This is a genomic window from Streptomyces sp. 11-1-2 (assembly GCF_003595545.1).
In the GTDB taxonomy this organism is placed as follows: domain Bacteria; phylum Actinomycetota; class Actinomycetes; order Streptomycetales; family Streptomycetaceae; genus Streptomyces; species Streptomyces hygroscopicus_B.
This window is the reverse complement of sequence record NZ_CP022545.1, coordinates 10348680-10362691: the sequence shown is the minus strand read 5'-3', so window position 1 is coordinate 10362691 and position 14012 is coordinate 10348680. Positions and strand designations below refer to the sequence as shown.

The following is a 14012-nucleotide window of genomic DNA, read 5'->3' as shown; positions in this document are numbered from 1 at the left end:
CAATGCCGCGTCCCGGTCATTCGTGGGGGACGACGGCGACCGGACAGTCCGCGTGGTGCACCGCCGCCTGCACCACGGGCCCCAGGCGGGGACCCAGCGCGGGTGGGTGCTTCCGCCGCCCGACCATCAGCAGATCGCTGTCGGTCGCGGCCTGTACGACGGCCTGGGCCGGGCTCTCCAGCCGGACCTCGTCGACGACCCGCACCCGGGGGAACTTCTCCCGCCAGGGGCGCAGTACCTCATCCAGCTCCCGGCGCGCCTGCTCCACGGTGTCCTGAGCCACGTCGGATTCCCCGCCCCGGGCGGTGTGGACCCGGTCGGGCCTTCTTCCGTGGACGGCGTGCAGTGGCACATCGCGAGTGAAGGCGGTGACATAGGCGAACTCCAGCAGGTTGTCCTGCGGACCGTGCAAACTCAGGCCCACGACCACGCGTCGCCGGCGTCCGTCCGCTTCCCGCCCCGCGCGCATCAGCACCACCGGCCGCTCGGCCCGGGCGATGGTGTGCAACCCGATGTCACCCAGGAAGAAGCTCGCCACCCGGTCCAGCCCCCGCGACCCGAGCACCAGCATGCGGGACCGCGTCGCCGCGTCGAGCAGGGCCGTCTCGGCCTCGTCCGCGACCAGGTCCTCGATGATGGTCAGCTTCGGATGGCCGCTGGCCAGTTCAGTGTGCGCGTCGTGCACGATCCGCTTCGCCCAGTAGTTCTGTTCTTCCGCCGCTGGGCTGTCGGGCGTGGGCGGGCACAGCAGGATCCACGCATGCGTCAGGCACAGCGCCAGCTCACGCCGCTCCGCCTCGTCGGCGGCCCAGCGAGCGGCGGCCAGGCTCTCGGCCGAGCCGTCGAGACCCACGGTGACCACTTGTTCCATGGCAGTGCCTCCTGCCTGGTGCTGGGGTGCCGGGTTTCACGCGGCGGCGGCGGAGCCGCCGGTGTCATCGGTGCCGTAGGCGATGTGCTCGGTGACCGACACCACTCCGTCCACGCCCCGGCACAACCGCACGATGACCGGGACCAGGCTCCTGGCCTCGACCGATCCGTCCAGTGTGACCTCGCCCTCCCGCACATCGACTGTCACGGCCGAGGGAGCCAGTCGCAGGGTCCGTCGCAGCAGATCCCTTTCGATCTCGTGGAGGATCGCGTCGTCGTGGCGCAGGAAGACCCGCAGCAGGTCGCCACGGCTGATGATGCCGAGCAGCTTGTCGGTCTCGTCCACCACGGGAAGCCGCTTGATGTTCCCGTCCGACATCACACGGGCCGCCTCGACGACCGTCCACTCCGGGCGCGCGCACACCGCGGGTGCCGACATCAGCTCCTCCGCCTTCGCGCCCTGCGCCTTCGCCCGTTCCCACGCCTCCAGATGCGGGACCGGGAGGAGACCGGACGGGTCCGCCTGGCCGGACGACTTGCGTAGCAGATCACCCTCGGACACGACGCCGACCGGACGTCCCGAACCGTCCACGACCGGCACGGCGGTGACATCGTGCTCCGTGAGCAGTTGTACGAGTTCCTTGAACGGCATGTCACGCGGTGCCTGGACCACCGGACGTGTCATGAGGTCTGCGACCGTTCTGTGGCGCATGTCCCGACTCCTCTCGCAGACTCGCGGTGGGTCGGCCGGTGTTCCCTTATAGAGCTTGCCAGCTATACAGCCTGTCGGCTCGTCCCCGCCGCCGAATGAGCCTCATGGCTCCTTCTCGTGGCCACACGGCCCACAAAGGGGCCGTTCGGCCCCTCGCTCGAGGGCTCTCCGCCCCCAGGACACCGCTCACCGGCAGTGACACATTGGAAGTCAGGCAGAGAGGCGGGATGTCGATGCGTGCCCAAGTCGGCGACCAACTGATTGTCGAAAGCCCCACCAGCGGTGCCACCCAACGGGATGGTGAAATCGTCGGGCTCCACCACGACGACGGAACACCGCCCTATGACGTGCGGTGGTCGGACTCGGACCAGGTCACCCTGGTGTTCCCCGGACCGGACGCACACATTCACCCCAGCGGGCACAGGCCGGAAGGGCAACGGGAGGCGACCGGCCCCCGCGGGTCCGCAGCGACGCACCGCAGTGCGCGTTCGCTCTCCGAAGCGGTGGTCATGGCTCTGGTACGGGACGCCACGGCCGCCCCGTCGATGCACAACGCCCAGCCCTGGCGATTCCAGTACTCCCGGCGCAACCGCGTCTTCCATCTGCGGGCCGACCTCCGGGGCGCTCTGCCGCACAGCGACCCCGTACTCCGGGCCCTGCACATCGGCTGTGGCGCCGCCCTGATGAACCTGCGGGTCGCGGTCGCCCATGAAGGCTGGCAGGCGACCACCCGGGTGCTGCCCGACCCCAGCGACCCGATGCTGCTGGCCTCCGTGACACTGACCGGCCCGCTCGGCGATGAAGACGATCCGGCCGCTTTGTACCCCGCCGTGCACACCCGGCACAGCAGCCGGTATCCCTTCGCCGAGACAGAGATCCCCATGTCCGTGCGGACCGCCCTGGTCGACGCAGCGGACCAGGAGCACGTTTCACTGTCCTTCGCCTCCGGCTGGCATCTGCAGTCCGTCCTGGACCTGGCGCGAGAGGGTGAGGCCCGCAACCTCACCGATGCGGGCGCCGCCGCGGACCTGGCCCGCTTCACCCGCAGGGCGGGCGATACGCGGCCGGCCACCGAAGGGGTCCCGGAGTACGCCTTCGGTCCCCGCCGCCGCATCGGCAAGGCCCCCATGCGGGACTTCGCCGGCGGCAAGTCGATCCCCGGCCGCGCGACCGCCGATTTCGAGACCTCCCCTCACCTGGCGTTGCTGAGCACCTCACGCGACCGCCCCGTGGAGTGGCTGCGCACCGGCCAGGCGGTGGAGCGGGTGCTGCTGCGGGCCACGCTGGAGGGACTGGCCGCCTCGTTCGTCACTCAGGCCCTCGAATGGCACGACCTGCGCTGGCCACTGCGCGACCCGATGGCGGGCATGGCCTATATGCAGATGGTGCTGCGGCTTGGATACGGCCCTCCGGGTACGCGGACCCCTCGGCGGCCGGTCCAGGATGTGCTGGACATTGAGCCGTAGTACCGGTCGCGTGTCCCGGAGGAATCGCCCTCAGGTCGTGCGCTCCGCCTCGTCCGGTCCGACGCCCCGGAAGTGGCATTCCACGTCCACGACACCTTCCACGGCCCGAGCAAGGCGAGCGGCCACGGGGATCAGCGAGGTATCGCGGAGCTGCCCGCTGAGCGTCACGACTCCCTCCCGCACCTGCACATGGACACTGCTGCCAGGGAGCAGGTAGGACACCACCGTGCGACGGACCTCTTCCTCGATGTCCAGGTCCGAGCGGAGGAAGACCTTCAGCAGATCCCCCGGCTGACGATTCCCTGCAACTTGCTCTCGGCGTCGACCACGGGAAGCCGTTTGACCCCTCTGACGGCCATGATCCGAGCCGCCTCGGCCAACGTGGCGTCCGGGTGCACGCTCACCGCCGGGGAGCTCATCAACTCCTCCGCCGTCACCGCCCCCGCCTTCGCGAGGTCGGGGAGCCGGCGCAGCTGCTCGAAGCGGTCCGGGTCACTGTCCCGGAATTCCTCCTTGGGCAGCAGATCCGCCTCGGAGACGACGCCGATGACACGCCCCTCACCCTCCAGCACCGGCATGGCGCTCACCCGCCACTGCCCCAGCGTCTGCACCAGTTCCTTGAACGACGCGTCACGCCCGACGGCGACCACCGTCCGGGTCATCACATCGCTCACGATGTGCGGGGTCTCGGACACTGAGTTCCTCCCTCCGCACGGCGCTCGGCGGCTCTTCCACTTCCAGTGTCCGGTCCGCCGCTGTCTTCCTGCCACCTGGAGACCGTGCCGTTCAGCAGATCCGGGGCAGTTGCTCGCCCAGCGGCAGATCGACGATCCGGGTCCCGCCGAGTCCGGTGCGGGCCACGACCATGCCGGGGTGCTCGGCCACACACGTGCCGATCACGGCCGTCTCACGTCCCAGCGGATGGGCACGCATCGCGTCCAGTACCGCGTCGGCATGTTTCCTGGGCACGAAGGCCACCAGGCGGCCCTCGTTGGCCATGTACACAGGGTCCAGGCCCAGCAGGGCACAGGCTGTGGCCACCGCCTCCGGGACAGGCACCGCCCCCTCGTCCAGGATGACTCCGGTGTCCGAGGCGGTCGCGATCTCGTTGAGCGCGGTGGCCAGGCCGCCGCGCGTCGGGTCGCGCAGGACGTGGATCTCGGGGGTGACGGCGAGCATCGCCTGGACCAGTCCGGCCAGAGGCGCGGTGTCACTGACCATCTCGGTGCCGAACGTCAGCCCTTCGCGGACGCTGAGGATGGCGATGCCGTGCTGTCCGATCGGCCCGCTGACGATCACGACGTCACCGGGCCGGGCACGTTGCGGACGGATGTCCACGCCCTCGGGGATCAGCCCGATCCCCGCCGTGTTCACGTACACACCGTCGCCGTGGCCGGCGTCGACCACCTTGGTGTCGCCGGTCACCACGGTGACGTCCGCAGCTCGGGCGGCCGCGCCCAGCGCCTGGGCGATCCGGCCGACGGTGCTCAGCTTGGTGCCCTCCTCCAGAATGAACGCGCAGGACAGGTACGCGGGGACGGCTCCGCTCATGGCGAGGTCGTTGACGGTGCCATTGACCGCCAGATCCCCGATGTTGCCGCCGGGGAAGAACAGCGGGCGGACGACGTAGGAGTCGGTCGAGAAGGCCAGCCGGGCACCGCCGAGCGTGACGGCGGCCGAGTCGGTGAGTCCTCGCAGCGCCTCGCTGCCGTAGGCCGGGAGGAAGAGGTGCCGGGTCAGCTCCGCGGAAAGCGCTCCCCCGCCGCCGTGGCCCATCACCACCACCGGGTGGTCGCGCGGCGGCGTCGGGCAGGACCAGCCTTCGGTGTCGGCGGTGATGTCAGTCAACGGAAGCCGTCTCCTCCATGCGGGGCGTGGCCAGACGCCGGTACAGGTAGTAGGCGGCGCACGTGCCCTCGCTGGAGACCATGGTCGCGCCGAGCGGTGTGCGCGGAGTGCAGGTGGTGCCGAAGGCCGCGCACTCGTGGGGCTTGATCAGGCCCTGGAGCACCTCTCCGCTGCGGCACACCGCGGGCTCTTCGGTGACCGGACAGGTGACATCGAACCGGTGCTCGGCGTCGTAGTCACGGTAGGCGTCCGACAGCCGCCAGCCACTGCCCGCGATGATGCCGATGCCACGCCAGGCGCGGTCGGTGGTGGTGAACACCTCTCTCAGCACGCTCAGGGCGACCGGATTGCCCTGCGGGCGCACGGCGCGTGGGTAGGCATTCTCGACGCGGTGTTCTCCTCGCTCGAGTTGGCGGGCCGCCCGCCGGATGCCCTCCAGGATGTCCAGCGGCTCGAATCCGGTCACCACAATGGGCACCTTGTAGGTGTCGGCGAGGTCGGGGTACTCGGTGGTGCCCATCACGCTGCATACGTGCCCGGCGGCGAGGAACGCCTGGACGCGGCAGTCCGGTGATCGCATGACCGCCTCGATGGCCGGCGGCACCCGGACATGCGAGACCAGCAGGCTGAAGTTTCGGACCTCGAGCCGTTTGGCCTGGTGGACCGCCATGGCGATGGCGGGCGCGGTGGTCTCGAAGCCGACGCCGAAGAACACCACCTGCCGGCCCGGAGTCTGCTGGGCGATCCGCAGCGCGTCCAGCGGTGAGTAGACGACACGGACGTCACCGCCGTCGCTCTTGATCCGGAACAGGTCGCGGTCGCTTCCCGGCACCCGGAGCATGTCGCCGAACGAGCAGAAGACCACGCCCGGGCGCGAGGCGATGTCCAGCGCCTTGTCGATCACTTCCAGCGGTGTGACGCAGACCGGACAGCCCGGCCCGTGGATCAGCTCGATGTTCTCGGGCAGCAGTTGGTCGATGCCGTGCCGGATGATCGAGTGGGTCTGACCACCACAGACCTCCATCATCGCCCAGGGCCGGGTGACCGTCCGGGCGATGTCGTCCAGGAGCCGTCGGGCCAGGGCAGGATCCTGGAATTCGTCGATGTATTTCACCGGTTCTCCTCCTCGGGCGCCCTTTCCACCTCGGCCGCCGCACGTTCCCAGGCATCGCCGAACTCTTCGTCCAGTGCCCCGATCCGCTCGAAGAGCCGGAGGGTGGCCAGGGCGGATTCCTCGTCGAGCCGCTGGATGGCGAAGCCGACGTGGACGATCGCGTACTCACCGACCTGGATCTCCGGCAGATAGGCGAGGCAGACGTCCTTGACCACCCCGCCGAAGTCGACCCGCGCCATCGGCGTGCCGTCCCGTTCCTCGATGCCGACCACGCGGCCGGGTACCGCCAGGCACATGTGCTCCTCCTCGGTTCCTCAGTCGTCGGCGACGCGGCCGGCGATGACCGCCTGTCCCAGGGCCAGGCCGCCGTCGCCGGGCGGCACGACCGTGTGCCCGAGGACGGTGAAACCGTCCTCGCCCAGCCCGGCGGTGCACATCTCGTCCAGGAGGGCGTTGGCGAACACCCCGCCGGTAAGGACGACCGTCCGCGCTCCCGTGCTCTGGCGTGCCTTCCGGCAGGCCGTGCGGACCGCTCCGGCGACCGCCAGATGGAAGCGGTTTGCGATCAGCGGGACCGCCGTACCCGCGCGGAGATCGGCCACGATCGCCGCCAGCAGCGGCGCGGGCGCACCGAGTTCGAAGGCGTAGCCCTCCCGTACCCGGCCGGCGGTCACCGCCGCGGCTTCCAGTTCCACGGCGGCCTGAGCCTCGTACCCCGCCCGGTGACAGACGCCGACCAGCGAGGACACGGCATCGAACAGCCGCCCCATGCTGGAGGTCGGCACACACGCGATACCGCGCACCAACTGGCTGTCCAGCAGCCGAAGTTCTTCGGGTGGACAGGCGGCCGCGCACGGCAGGTCGGGCGACCAGGCGAGACCGGCCGCGCGCAGATGCGCGAGTGCCATCCGATACGGCTTGCGCACCGCCGCGTCACCGCCCGGCAGGGGTGCGTACGCCAGGTGTGCCAGGCGGCGGTAGCCCGCGTAGTCGGCCAGCAGCACCTCGCCGCCCCAGACGGCGCCGTCGTCGCCGTAACCGGTGCCGTCGAAGGCGATGCCGAGCACCGGCTCGTCCAGTCCGTGCTCCACCATGGCGGAAGCGATGTGGGCGTGGTGGTGCTGGACCAGGGTGAGCGGCCGTCCGTCACGCCGTGCCCATCGCGCGGTCCGGTAGCCGGGGTGGCGATCAGCCGCGACGCGGACCGGCTCGACGCGGGTGAGCGCGCGCAGATGCCCCTCGGCGCGCTCGAAGGCCCGCTGGGCGGCCAGGCTGTCCATGTCCCCGATGTGGGCGGACAGCCAGGCGGAGTCGCCTTCTGCCAAGCACAGGGTGTTCTTCAGATCCCCACCGACCGCGAGAACCGGACGGACGGCCACCGGAAGACGGATGCGCACCGGGGCGAAGCCGCGCGAGCGGCGGACCGGCAGCGGCGAACCGTCCGCACGGACCCGGACCACTGAGTCGTCACAGGCGACCACAATGGGCCGGTCATGCGAGAGCCAGGCATCGGCCAGCCCGTCCAGACGGCGCAGCGCCTCCCGGTCGTCGGTCACCAGCGGCTCGCCGGAGATGTTCCCACTGGTCACCACCAAGACGCCGGGACCAGGTGGATCGCCCGGAAGGCCGAACAAGAGCCGGTGCAACGGGGTGTAGGGCAACATCACCCCGATGTCCGGGCTCCCCGGGCACACCTGCGGCGCGAGCGGAGACGGAGTTCGGCGGCGCAACAGCACGATGGGACGGGACCGCCCCGTGAGCACGCGGCGCTCCGCCGGGCCGAGGTGGCCGAGCCGGGCGACGGTGTCGGGATCAGGCGCCATGACGGCGAACGGCTTGTCGCCACGGGCCTTGCGGCGTCGCAGTTCGCCCACGGTCCTCGGAGCGGTGGCGTCGCAGACCAGGTGATAGCCGCCGATGCCCTTGACCGCCAGGATCGCCCCGGCCTCCAGCATCCGCCGGGCTTCGGCCAACGCGGCCCCGTCCTCCCGTCGTACGGCGCCGGTGAGTCTCAAGCGTGGCCCGCAGGCCCAGCAGGCGATGGGCTGGGCGTGGAACCTCCGGTCGGACGGGTCCGTGTATTCCGCCGCGCAATCCGGGCACATCGGGAACGCCGCCATGGTGGTCATGGCCCGGTCGTACGGCATGACGGTGGTGATGGTGAAGCGCGGGCCGCAGCCGGTGCAGGCGATGAACGGGTGCCGGTGGCGGCGGTCGGCCGGATCGGCAAGCTCCGTCAGACAGGCGTCGCAGGTGGCGGCGTCGGGCGGGACCAGGGTGCGGCCGTGGCCCGTCGTGGAGGGCACGATCGCGAAGCCGGTGCCGCCGGTCGAGGGCATCTCGGAGGTGGCCACCGAGACGATGTCCGCCAGCGGGGGTGCGTCCGCCGTCAGCCGATGGCAGAAGGCGGCCACCGCGTCGGGGCCGCCCTCGATCTCGATGCGGGCCCCGGCCGGTCCGTTGGCCACTCGTCCGGACAGGCCCAGTTCGGTGGCCAAGGCATGGACGAAGGGACGGAAACCGACACCCTGCACCACGCCGCCGACGGCCACCAGGCGGCGGACCGGCCGCTGATGGTCGACAGCCCTCACGCCCGCCCCGGTGGGGCGGAACGGGGAGTGATGGCTGGCTGATCCATGGGGGCGGCACTTCCATCCGGTGTGGTCGTGAGCCTGTGCGCAGAGCCCGGGCCCGGCCGTGGGGCGGAAGCCGCCTGGCCGGGCCCTCGGTCATGCTAGGAACCGGATCGGCCACCGTGGGAAACCACGCGCGGGCGGTCGCCCCCAACACCCCGAACGGCTCAAGCCAGGCGCAACGCCGCCGAGACCATCGGCTATGCGATCTCCTGATGTCCCATCAGTTGATCGGCTGTGTGCCGAAGGCGGTCGTGAGCGTCGGCGATGGCCCTGGCCACCTGGCGGAGCAATGCGGGGAGCGCGTCGGCCACCGGCGGGCTGAGCCCGCGCCCGAGGCTGAAATCGGCCCCTTCGACGGCGTGCACCGTGAGCTCCCGGGGCATCCGGTCGAGCGCCGCGGCCAGGGCGAATGTCTCGCCGAGGCCCAGGGCGTGCGTACTGGCCGGGCGCGCCGCCGAACGCGCGGCCTGCTCTGCCGTCAGGGTGTGCAGCCGCCCCGGCTGCCCGGGATGCGCGTGCACCACCTCGACCACGACGACGGCGTCCTGACGGTGCCAGAGGCCGAGCATCCTCCCGGGCTCGCCGTCGCTGTCGAGCAGCGGCGTGTCCTCCGGCGGGTTGGCGCGCAGTGCCTCGATGACGGCCGGGCCGGCTCCGTCGTCCCGGCGGAACGGATTGCCCACGCCGATGACCACCACCCGGCCCGTCATCCGCGCTCCACCGTCAGGTCCAGGAAGTGCGCCGAACAGGAGATGCACGGGTCATGGTTGCGAACGGCCCGCTCGCACAGCGCGGTCAGCTCCTCGTCGTCGGCCGGCTCGCCCGGCCCATCCAGGCGGGACTGCACCTGGCGGCGGAGGTCGTCCTCGATGGCGGCCTGGTTCTGCGCGGTGGGTGGCACGATACGGGCGAGGGTGAGGGTGCCGTCCGCGTCCATGGCGTAGCGGTGGTAGAGCAGCCCGCGCGGCGCCTCGGTGGCCGCGCAACCGGTCGCCGGGCGCGGTGGCACTTCGACGTACGGCCGGGAGGGCGGCTCGTAGGCGTCGATGATCCGCAGTGCCTCGGCCACGGCGTGGGCCACCTCGACGGCGCGGACGATGATGCTCCGGAACGGATTGCGGCACACCGCCCCGGTGGCCGGATCGCCGAGCCCCGCCTCCCGCGCGGCTTCGAGGGCCGAAGGGTGGAGCCACTGTCCGCTGATCGCGTACCGGGCCAGTGAGCCGGTCAGGTAGTGGTGGCCGTCCAGCTCGGACACCAGGGCGGTCGAGTGGGGGACCTGCCGTTCCACCACGTGGTGCTCGAACTCCTCCACCGGAAGCGCTCCTACGGAGGTGGCCCCGTTTGAGCCCGCCCCCGCGGCCATGACGGCGGGGGTTCCGGAGTCGATGGCGTACCGGCCGGGGTCCCGCATCGCCAGCAGCGGGCCGTCGTAGGCGGCATCTGGGAAGTCGAAGCCGGACACCCAGCGCACGGTCTCCAGCGCGTCGTCATGGGCCCGGCGCAGCCGCTCTGCCAGCGGGACGAGTTCCGCCGGAGCGGGTGCGCGGTAGAAGCCGCCGATGCGGACGTTGATCGGGTGGATGGCACGGCCGCCGAGTTGTTCCATGATGGCGTTGCCCGCTTGTTTGATCCGCAGGCCGCGTTCCACGGCCCCGCGTTCGTCGCGGGCGAGTTCGACCGCGCTGGGGTGGCCGAAGAAGTCGGGGGCGTGCAGCAGATGGATGTGCAGGGACTGGCTCTCGATCCATTCGCCGTAGTAGAGCAGCCGCCGCAGTTCCGCGAGCGGTCCGCCGACGGTCACCCCGCAGGCCCGCTCAACGGCCTGGCATGCGGTCATCTGGTAAGCGACCGGGCAGATTCCGCAGATCCGTGAGGTGATGTCGGGTGGCTCGCCGTGCCCGCGCCCGACGAGGAACGCCTCGAAGAAGCGGGGTGGCTCGTAGATCCGCAGCCGCGCCTCGGCCACCGTCCCGTCGTGCACGGTCAGATGGAGGCCGGCCTCGCCCTCCACCCGGGCGAGTGCGTCCAGGCGCAGGACGCGGGATCCGCGGTGGCTCATCGGGGCTCTTCCTCCGCCGGGGGCTCGGTGGACCCCTGGGCGGCGAGCCCGGGTACGGGGGCGTATTCGGGCGAGGCCGCGTTGAAGGTGCGGAAGACGCGTAGGACATCCCGCTCGGACATGCCGTCATGCCGCAGCTGGCTCACCATGGATTCCAGGTTGGGCTGCGCGACCGGCCCGAAGCAGCCGTAACAGCCACGCCCGTAGGCGGGACAGAGGGCACCGCACCCGGCGTGGGTGACCGGCCCCAGGCAGGGAGTGCCGTGCGCGACGGTGATACAGGTCGTGCCGCGTCGCTTGCACTCGAAGCAGACGCTGTGACCGGAGATGTTCGGCCTGCGCCCGGCCAGAAACGCCGTGATCACCTCCAGCAGCTGGCCGCGGTCGATCGGGCACCCACGCAGCTCGAAGTCGACCGGTACATGCGTCGAGATCGGGGTGGAGGTGTCCAGGGTCGCGATGTACTCCGGGCTGGCGTAGACCGCGGCGCGGAACGCCTCGACGTCCGCGAAGTTGCGCAGCGCCTGGACGCCGCCCGCGGTGGCACAGGCCCCGATGGTGACCAGGCGGCGGGAGATCCGCCGGATGTGGTGGATGCGCTGGACGTCCTCGGCGGTGGTGACGGATCCCTCGACCAGGGAGAGGTCGTACGGTCCGGTCCCCGCCAGAGTGGCCGGCTCCTGCGAGTCCTCAGCAGTGGACATCTCCAGAAAGTGTGCGATGCGCAGCCGGCCGGTGAGCGGCAGCAGCTCGTCCTCGCAGTCGAGCAGGGTCAGCTGGCAGCCGTCGCATGAGGCGAACTTCCACACGGCGAGGGAGGGGCGGGCGTCGGAGTCCATCTCACAGCTCCCTCACGGCGAGCAGGGACCGGGTACGGTCGTAGCCGACCACCGGGCCGTCCCGGCACAGCAGGAGCGGCCCGAGCTGGCAGTGCCCGCAGTGGCCGGTACCGCAGCGCATGTTCCGCTCCAATGACACCTGGATCCGATGCGCGGGCAGGCCGCGGGCGAGCAGCGCCCGGGCCGTGTGCCGGATCATCACCTCGGGACCGCAGATCAGCGCGGTGGTCCGAGCCGGGCGCCAGTCGGCCCGGTCCAGCAGAGTGGTGACCACGCCCACGCTGCCACACCAGCCCGGGCCGGGCCGGTCGACGGTCACCTCCACCTGTGCCGAGGCGCGCCGCCAGTGCTCCAGTTCCTCGCCGAAGAGCAGATCCGCAGGGGTGCGGGCCCCGATCAGCACGTGAAGGCGGCCGTAGTGGCCGGGGTGGTTGAGCACATGGCGCACCACCGGGCGCAGCGGGGCGAGCCCGATGCCGCCGGCGACCACCAGGACGTCGGATCCGGCCGCTGCGTCGAGGTCCCAGCCGATGCCGTAGGGGCCCCGCAGGCCGACCGCGTCCCCCGCCCTGAGCCGGCACAGCGCGCCGGTGACCGCCCCGATCGCGCGCACGGTGTGCACCAGACGGTGGCCGTCACGGATCGCACTGACCGAGATCGGCACCTCACCGACGCCGAAGGCGTACACCATGGCGAACCGGCCTGGCGAAAACTCCGGCAGCGCCCGTCCCACCGGTGTCACCTCGAGCGACACGCAGTCCGCGGTCTCCTCCGAGACGGCGGTCACCCGGTATGGCAAGGGCACGGTGGTCACGACGGGACACTTCCATGCGGTGTGTACAGGTCGAGCAGCCGCAACCGGGTGGCCTGGAGTCGGTCTGCGATCAGCGCCGCGCAGCGCAGCATCAGCTCGTATCCGAGCTCCGTATCGGCCATGCACAGCTCACGCACCTCGGCAGCGGGAAACTCCCACGTCCGCACGGCCCCCAAGGCGCGGGCGCCCAGATGCCAGCGGTACGGCGGGAAGATCCACGACCATCCGAGCTGCTGCCGCGACCCGAGGGTCTCCACCACCTGAGCCCGACGGCCGGGGACGTACACATCCAGGGCGACCTCACCGGAACGGATCAGCCAGAACCGGTCGGCGATGCCGCCCTCGTCGAACAGCGTGCTGCCCGCAGAGAAGTCCCGCTCGTCGGCGAGCGTGAACAGCCTGTCGCGCTGGACCCGCGGAAGGCTCTCCAGCAGCAGTGGCCACCCGGTCATCGTGGCTCGTCCTCAGCACGCCGGGTCCAGTCGTGCAGGGCCGCGGCCTCCTCGGTGATGTCGATGGCGACCGGACACCAGACGATGCACCGCCCGCAGCCCACACATCCCGAGGACCCGAACTGGTCGTACCAGGTGCCCAGTTTGTGGGTGAGCCACTGCCGGTAGCGGCTGCGCGGCGAGGCGCGTACGGGTCCGCCCGGCAGATAGGAGAAGTCCAGGTCGAAGCAGACGTCCCAGACCCGCCAGCGCTCGGCGTGGTCCCCCGTCAGGTCGGTGACATCCTCGGTGGTGGTGCAGAAGCAGGTCGGACACACCATGGTGCAGTTGCCGCAGGTCAGGCACCGAGAGGCGACATCGTCCCAACGGGGCGCTTCCAGCGTCTCCGCCATCAGCCGCTGCAGGTCGGTGTCCGGCATCGTGCGGCCCATCCGGTCGGCGGCGGACGCGACGGCGCCCGCGGCGGCCCGGCAGACGGCCTCGGAAGCCGGTTCGCCCGGCAGCTCCGCCAGGATCTCGGCCCCCTCGGAGCTGCCACTGCGGATCCAGAACCGGTGCCCCTCGTCGTCGACCAGCTCGGTCAGCACCAGGTCGTACCCGGGCCCGGCGGCCGGGCCCGTGCCCATTGAGACACAGAAGCAGGTCCCACCGGGCTCCGTACACTCCACCGCCACCAGAAACGCCCCGGACCTCCTGCCCCGATAGACCGGGTCGGAGTGCGGCCCGGCGGTGAGCACCCGGTCCTGGACGGCGATGGCCCGCAGATCGCAGGAGCGGACACCGAGGAACGCGAAGCGGGGAGGCGGGGTGACGTCCGGCTCGATGACCAGCTCTCCACCCGCTCGTTCGGCCGTCCACTGGCGGACCCTAGCGGGGTGCAGAAACGTCTTCCACGACTGCGGGCCGGCCGCATTGGCGAAGGCCGCACCATCCGTACGCGACCGCAGCCGGTACTGTCCAGCTTCCAGATCGACGCCCCATCCGTACGGCAGCTGAGCCGCGGATTCCAGCTCCTCCAGGACGATGGCACCGTCCCGCACCGTGGGGCCGACCACCGTGTATCCGCGCACCCGCAGAACATCGACCAGGGCGGCCAGACCAGCCTTGCCGATGATGGATCCCTCGGCCGAAGGAAGAGTCTCCGCGCTCACACAGCTCACCCCGGTCATCGGCCTGGCACTGGGCCCACTCTGTGCACA

At 71.0% G+C, this 14012-nt stretch carries 13 protein-coding genes and 2 pseudogenes; 2 read left to right on the top strand and 13 right to left on the bottom strand.

The window, feature by feature from the left end:
* Nucleotides 1-16 precede the first annotated feature (16 nt).
* Both CGL27_RS44405 and CGL27_RS44400 read right to left on the bottom strand, forming a co-directional pair.
* Nucleotides 17-871 carry a universal stress protein gene (locus CGL27_RS44405; RefSeq protein ID WP_119993282.1) on the bottom strand — a complete coding sequence of 285 codons (855 nt, stop codon included), beginning with the start codon at nt 869-871 and terminating at the stop codon, nt 17-19.
* A 36-nt stretch (nt 872-907) separates the two neighbouring features.
* The gene (locus CGL27_RS44400) at nt 908-1582 is read right to left on the bottom strand and encodes a CBS domain-containing protein (RefSeq protein ID WP_119993280.1); all 675 of its coding nucleotides are present in this window, start codon (nt 1580-1582) and stop codon (nt 908-910) included.
* A 95-nt stretch (nt 1583-1677) separates the two neighbouring features.
* Here CGL27_RS44400 and CGL27_RS53685 point away from each other — a divergent pair.
* Both CGL27_RS53685 and CGL27_RS44395 read left to right on the top strand, forming a co-directional pair.
* Nucleotides 1678-1977 (top strand): annotated as a pseudogene (locus CGL27_RS53685) (DUF1918 domain-containing protein); the annotation flags it as partial.
* Nucleotides 1978-2091: 114 nt separating this feature from the next.
* Nucleotides 2092-3048, top strand: coding sequence for a nitroreductase family protein (locus CGL27_RS44395; RefSeq protein WP_240451060.1), 957 nt, complete (start codon nt 2092-2094; stop codon nt 3046-3048).
* Between the two features lie 30 nt (nt 3049-3078).
* On the opposite strand, the pseudogene CGL27_RS44390 reads toward CGL27_RS44395, so the two are convergent.
* The 11 genes and pseudogenes from CGL27_RS44390 to CGL27_RS44340 all read right to left on the bottom strand — a co-directional run bounded on the left by CGL27_RS44390 (nt 3079) and on the right by CGL27_RS44340 (nt 13982).
* A pseudogene (locus CGL27_RS44390) lies at nt 3079-3743 on the bottom strand (CBS domain-containing protein).
* A gap of 91 nt (nt 3744-3834) precedes the next feature.
* A complete protein-coding gene (gene hypE, locus CGL27_RS44385) occupies nt 3835-4824 on the bottom strand; it encodes a hydrogenase expression/formation protein HypE (RefSeq protein ID WP_119994853.1) in 990 nt (329 codons plus the stop codon).
* 64 nt (nt 4825-4888) lie between these two features.
* Nucleotides 4889-6010, bottom strand: a complete 1122-nt coding sequence (gene hypD / locus CGL27_RS44380) for a hydrogenase formation protein HypD (RefSeq protein WP_119993277.1) — start codon at nt 6008-6010, stop codon at nt 4889-4891.
* A complete protein-coding gene (locus tag CGL27_RS44375) occupies nt 6007-6306 on the bottom strand; it encodes a HypC/HybG/HupF family hydrogenase formation chaperone (RefSeq protein ID WP_078645775.1) in 300 nt (99 codons plus the stop codon). The genes hypD and CGL27_RS44375 overlap by 4 nt, the downstream gene beginning before the upstream one ends.
* 18 nt (nt 6307-6324) lie before the next feature.
* Nucleotides 6325-8601 carry a carbamoyltransferase HypF gene (hypF, locus tag CGL27_RS44370; protein ID WP_240450851.1) on the bottom strand — a complete coding sequence of 759 codons (2277 nt, stop codon included), beginning with the start codon at nt 8599-8601 and terminating at the stop codon, nt 6325-6327.
* 242 nt (nt 8602-8843) lie between these two features.
* A complete protein-coding gene (locus CGL27_RS44365) occupies nt 8844-9356 on the bottom strand; it encodes a hydrogenase maturation protease (RefSeq protein ID WP_119993275.1) in 513 nt (170 codons plus the stop codon).
* Complete coding sequence (locus tag CGL27_RS44360; RefSeq protein WP_119993274.1) at nt 9353-10708, bottom strand: nickel-dependent hydrogenase large subunit; 1356 nt, start codon at nt 10706-10708, stop codon at nt 9353-9355. Before CGL27_RS44360 ends, CGL27_RS44365 begins: the two co-directional genes overlap by 4 nt.
* Nucleotides 10705-11547 (bottom strand): oxidoreductase, encoded by an 843-nt coding sequence (locus tag CGL27_RS44355; RefSeq protein ID WP_119993272.1) that lies wholly within the window; start codon nt 11545-11547, stop codon nt 10705-10707. The genes CGL27_RS44360 and CGL27_RS44355 overlap by 4 nt, the downstream gene beginning before the upstream one ends.
* 1 nt (nt 11548) lies before the next feature.
* Nucleotides 11549-12361 (bottom strand): FAD/NAD(P)-binding protein, encoded by an 813-nt coding sequence (locus CGL27_RS44350; RefSeq protein ID WP_119993270.1) that lies wholly within the window; start codon nt 12359-12361, stop codon nt 11549-11551.
* Complete coding sequence (locus CGL27_RS44345) at nt 12358-12813, bottom strand: cyclic nucleotide-binding domain-containing protein (protein ID WP_119993269.1); 456 nt, start codon at nt 12811-12813, stop codon at nt 12358-12360. The genes CGL27_RS44350 and CGL27_RS44345 overlap by 4 nt, the downstream gene beginning before the upstream one ends.
* Nucleotides 12810-13982, bottom strand: a complete 1173-nt coding sequence (locus tag CGL27_RS44340) for a 4Fe-4S dicluster domain-containing protein (RefSeq protein ID WP_119993267.1) — start codon at nt 13980-13982, stop codon at nt 12810-12812. Before CGL27_RS44340 ends, CGL27_RS44345 begins: the two co-directional genes overlap by 4 nt.
* Nucleotides 13983-14012 lie beyond the last annotated feature (30 nt).

What these genes read in the sequence shown, in the direction of transcription:
- CGL27_RS44405 (WP_119993282.1), bottom strand. Translation starts at nt 871, where the DNA reads ATGGAACAAGTGGTCACCGTGGGTCTCGACGGCTCGGCCGAGAGCCTG.
- CGL27_RS44395 (WP_240451060.1), top strand. Translation starts at nt 2,092, where the DNA reads ATGGCTCTGGTACGGGACGCCACGGCCGCCCCGTCGATGCACAACGCC.
- hypE (WP_119994853.1), bottom strand. Translation starts at nt 4,824, where the DNA reads ATGGGCCACGGCGGCGGGGGAGCGCTTTCCGCGGAGCTGACCCGGCAC.
- CGL27_RS44355 (WP_119993272.1), bottom strand. Translation starts at nt 11,547, where the DNA reads ATGGACTCCGACGCCCGCCCCTCCCTCGCCGTGTGGAAGTTCGCCTCA.
- CGL27_RS44400 (WP_119993280.1), bottom strand. Translation starts at nt 1,582, where the DNA reads ATGCGCCACAGAACGGTCGCAGACCTCATGACACGTCCGGTGGTCCAG.
- CGL27_RS44340 (WP_119993267.1), bottom strand. Translation starts at nt 13,982, where the DNA reads ATGACCGGGGTGAGCTGTGTGAGCGCGGAGACTCTTCCTTCGGCCGAG.
- CGL27_RS44365 (WP_119993275.1), bottom strand. Translation starts at nt 9,356, where the DNA reads ATGACGGGCCGGGTGGTGGTCATCGGCGTGGGCAATCCGTTCCGCCGG.
- CGL27_RS44360 (WP_119993274.1), bottom strand. Translation starts at nt 10,708, where the DNA reads ATGAGCCACCGCGGATCCCGCGTCCTGCGCCTGGACGCACTCGCCCGG.
- CGL27_RS44375 (WP_078645775.1), bottom strand. Translation starts at nt 6,306, where the DNA reads ATGTGCCTGGCGGTACCCGGCCGCGTGGTCGGCATCGAGGAACGGGAC.
- CGL27_RS44345 (WP_119993269.1), bottom strand. Translation starts at nt 12,813, where the DNA reads ATGACCGGGTGGCCACTGCTGCTGGAGAGCCTTCCGCGGGTCCAGCGC.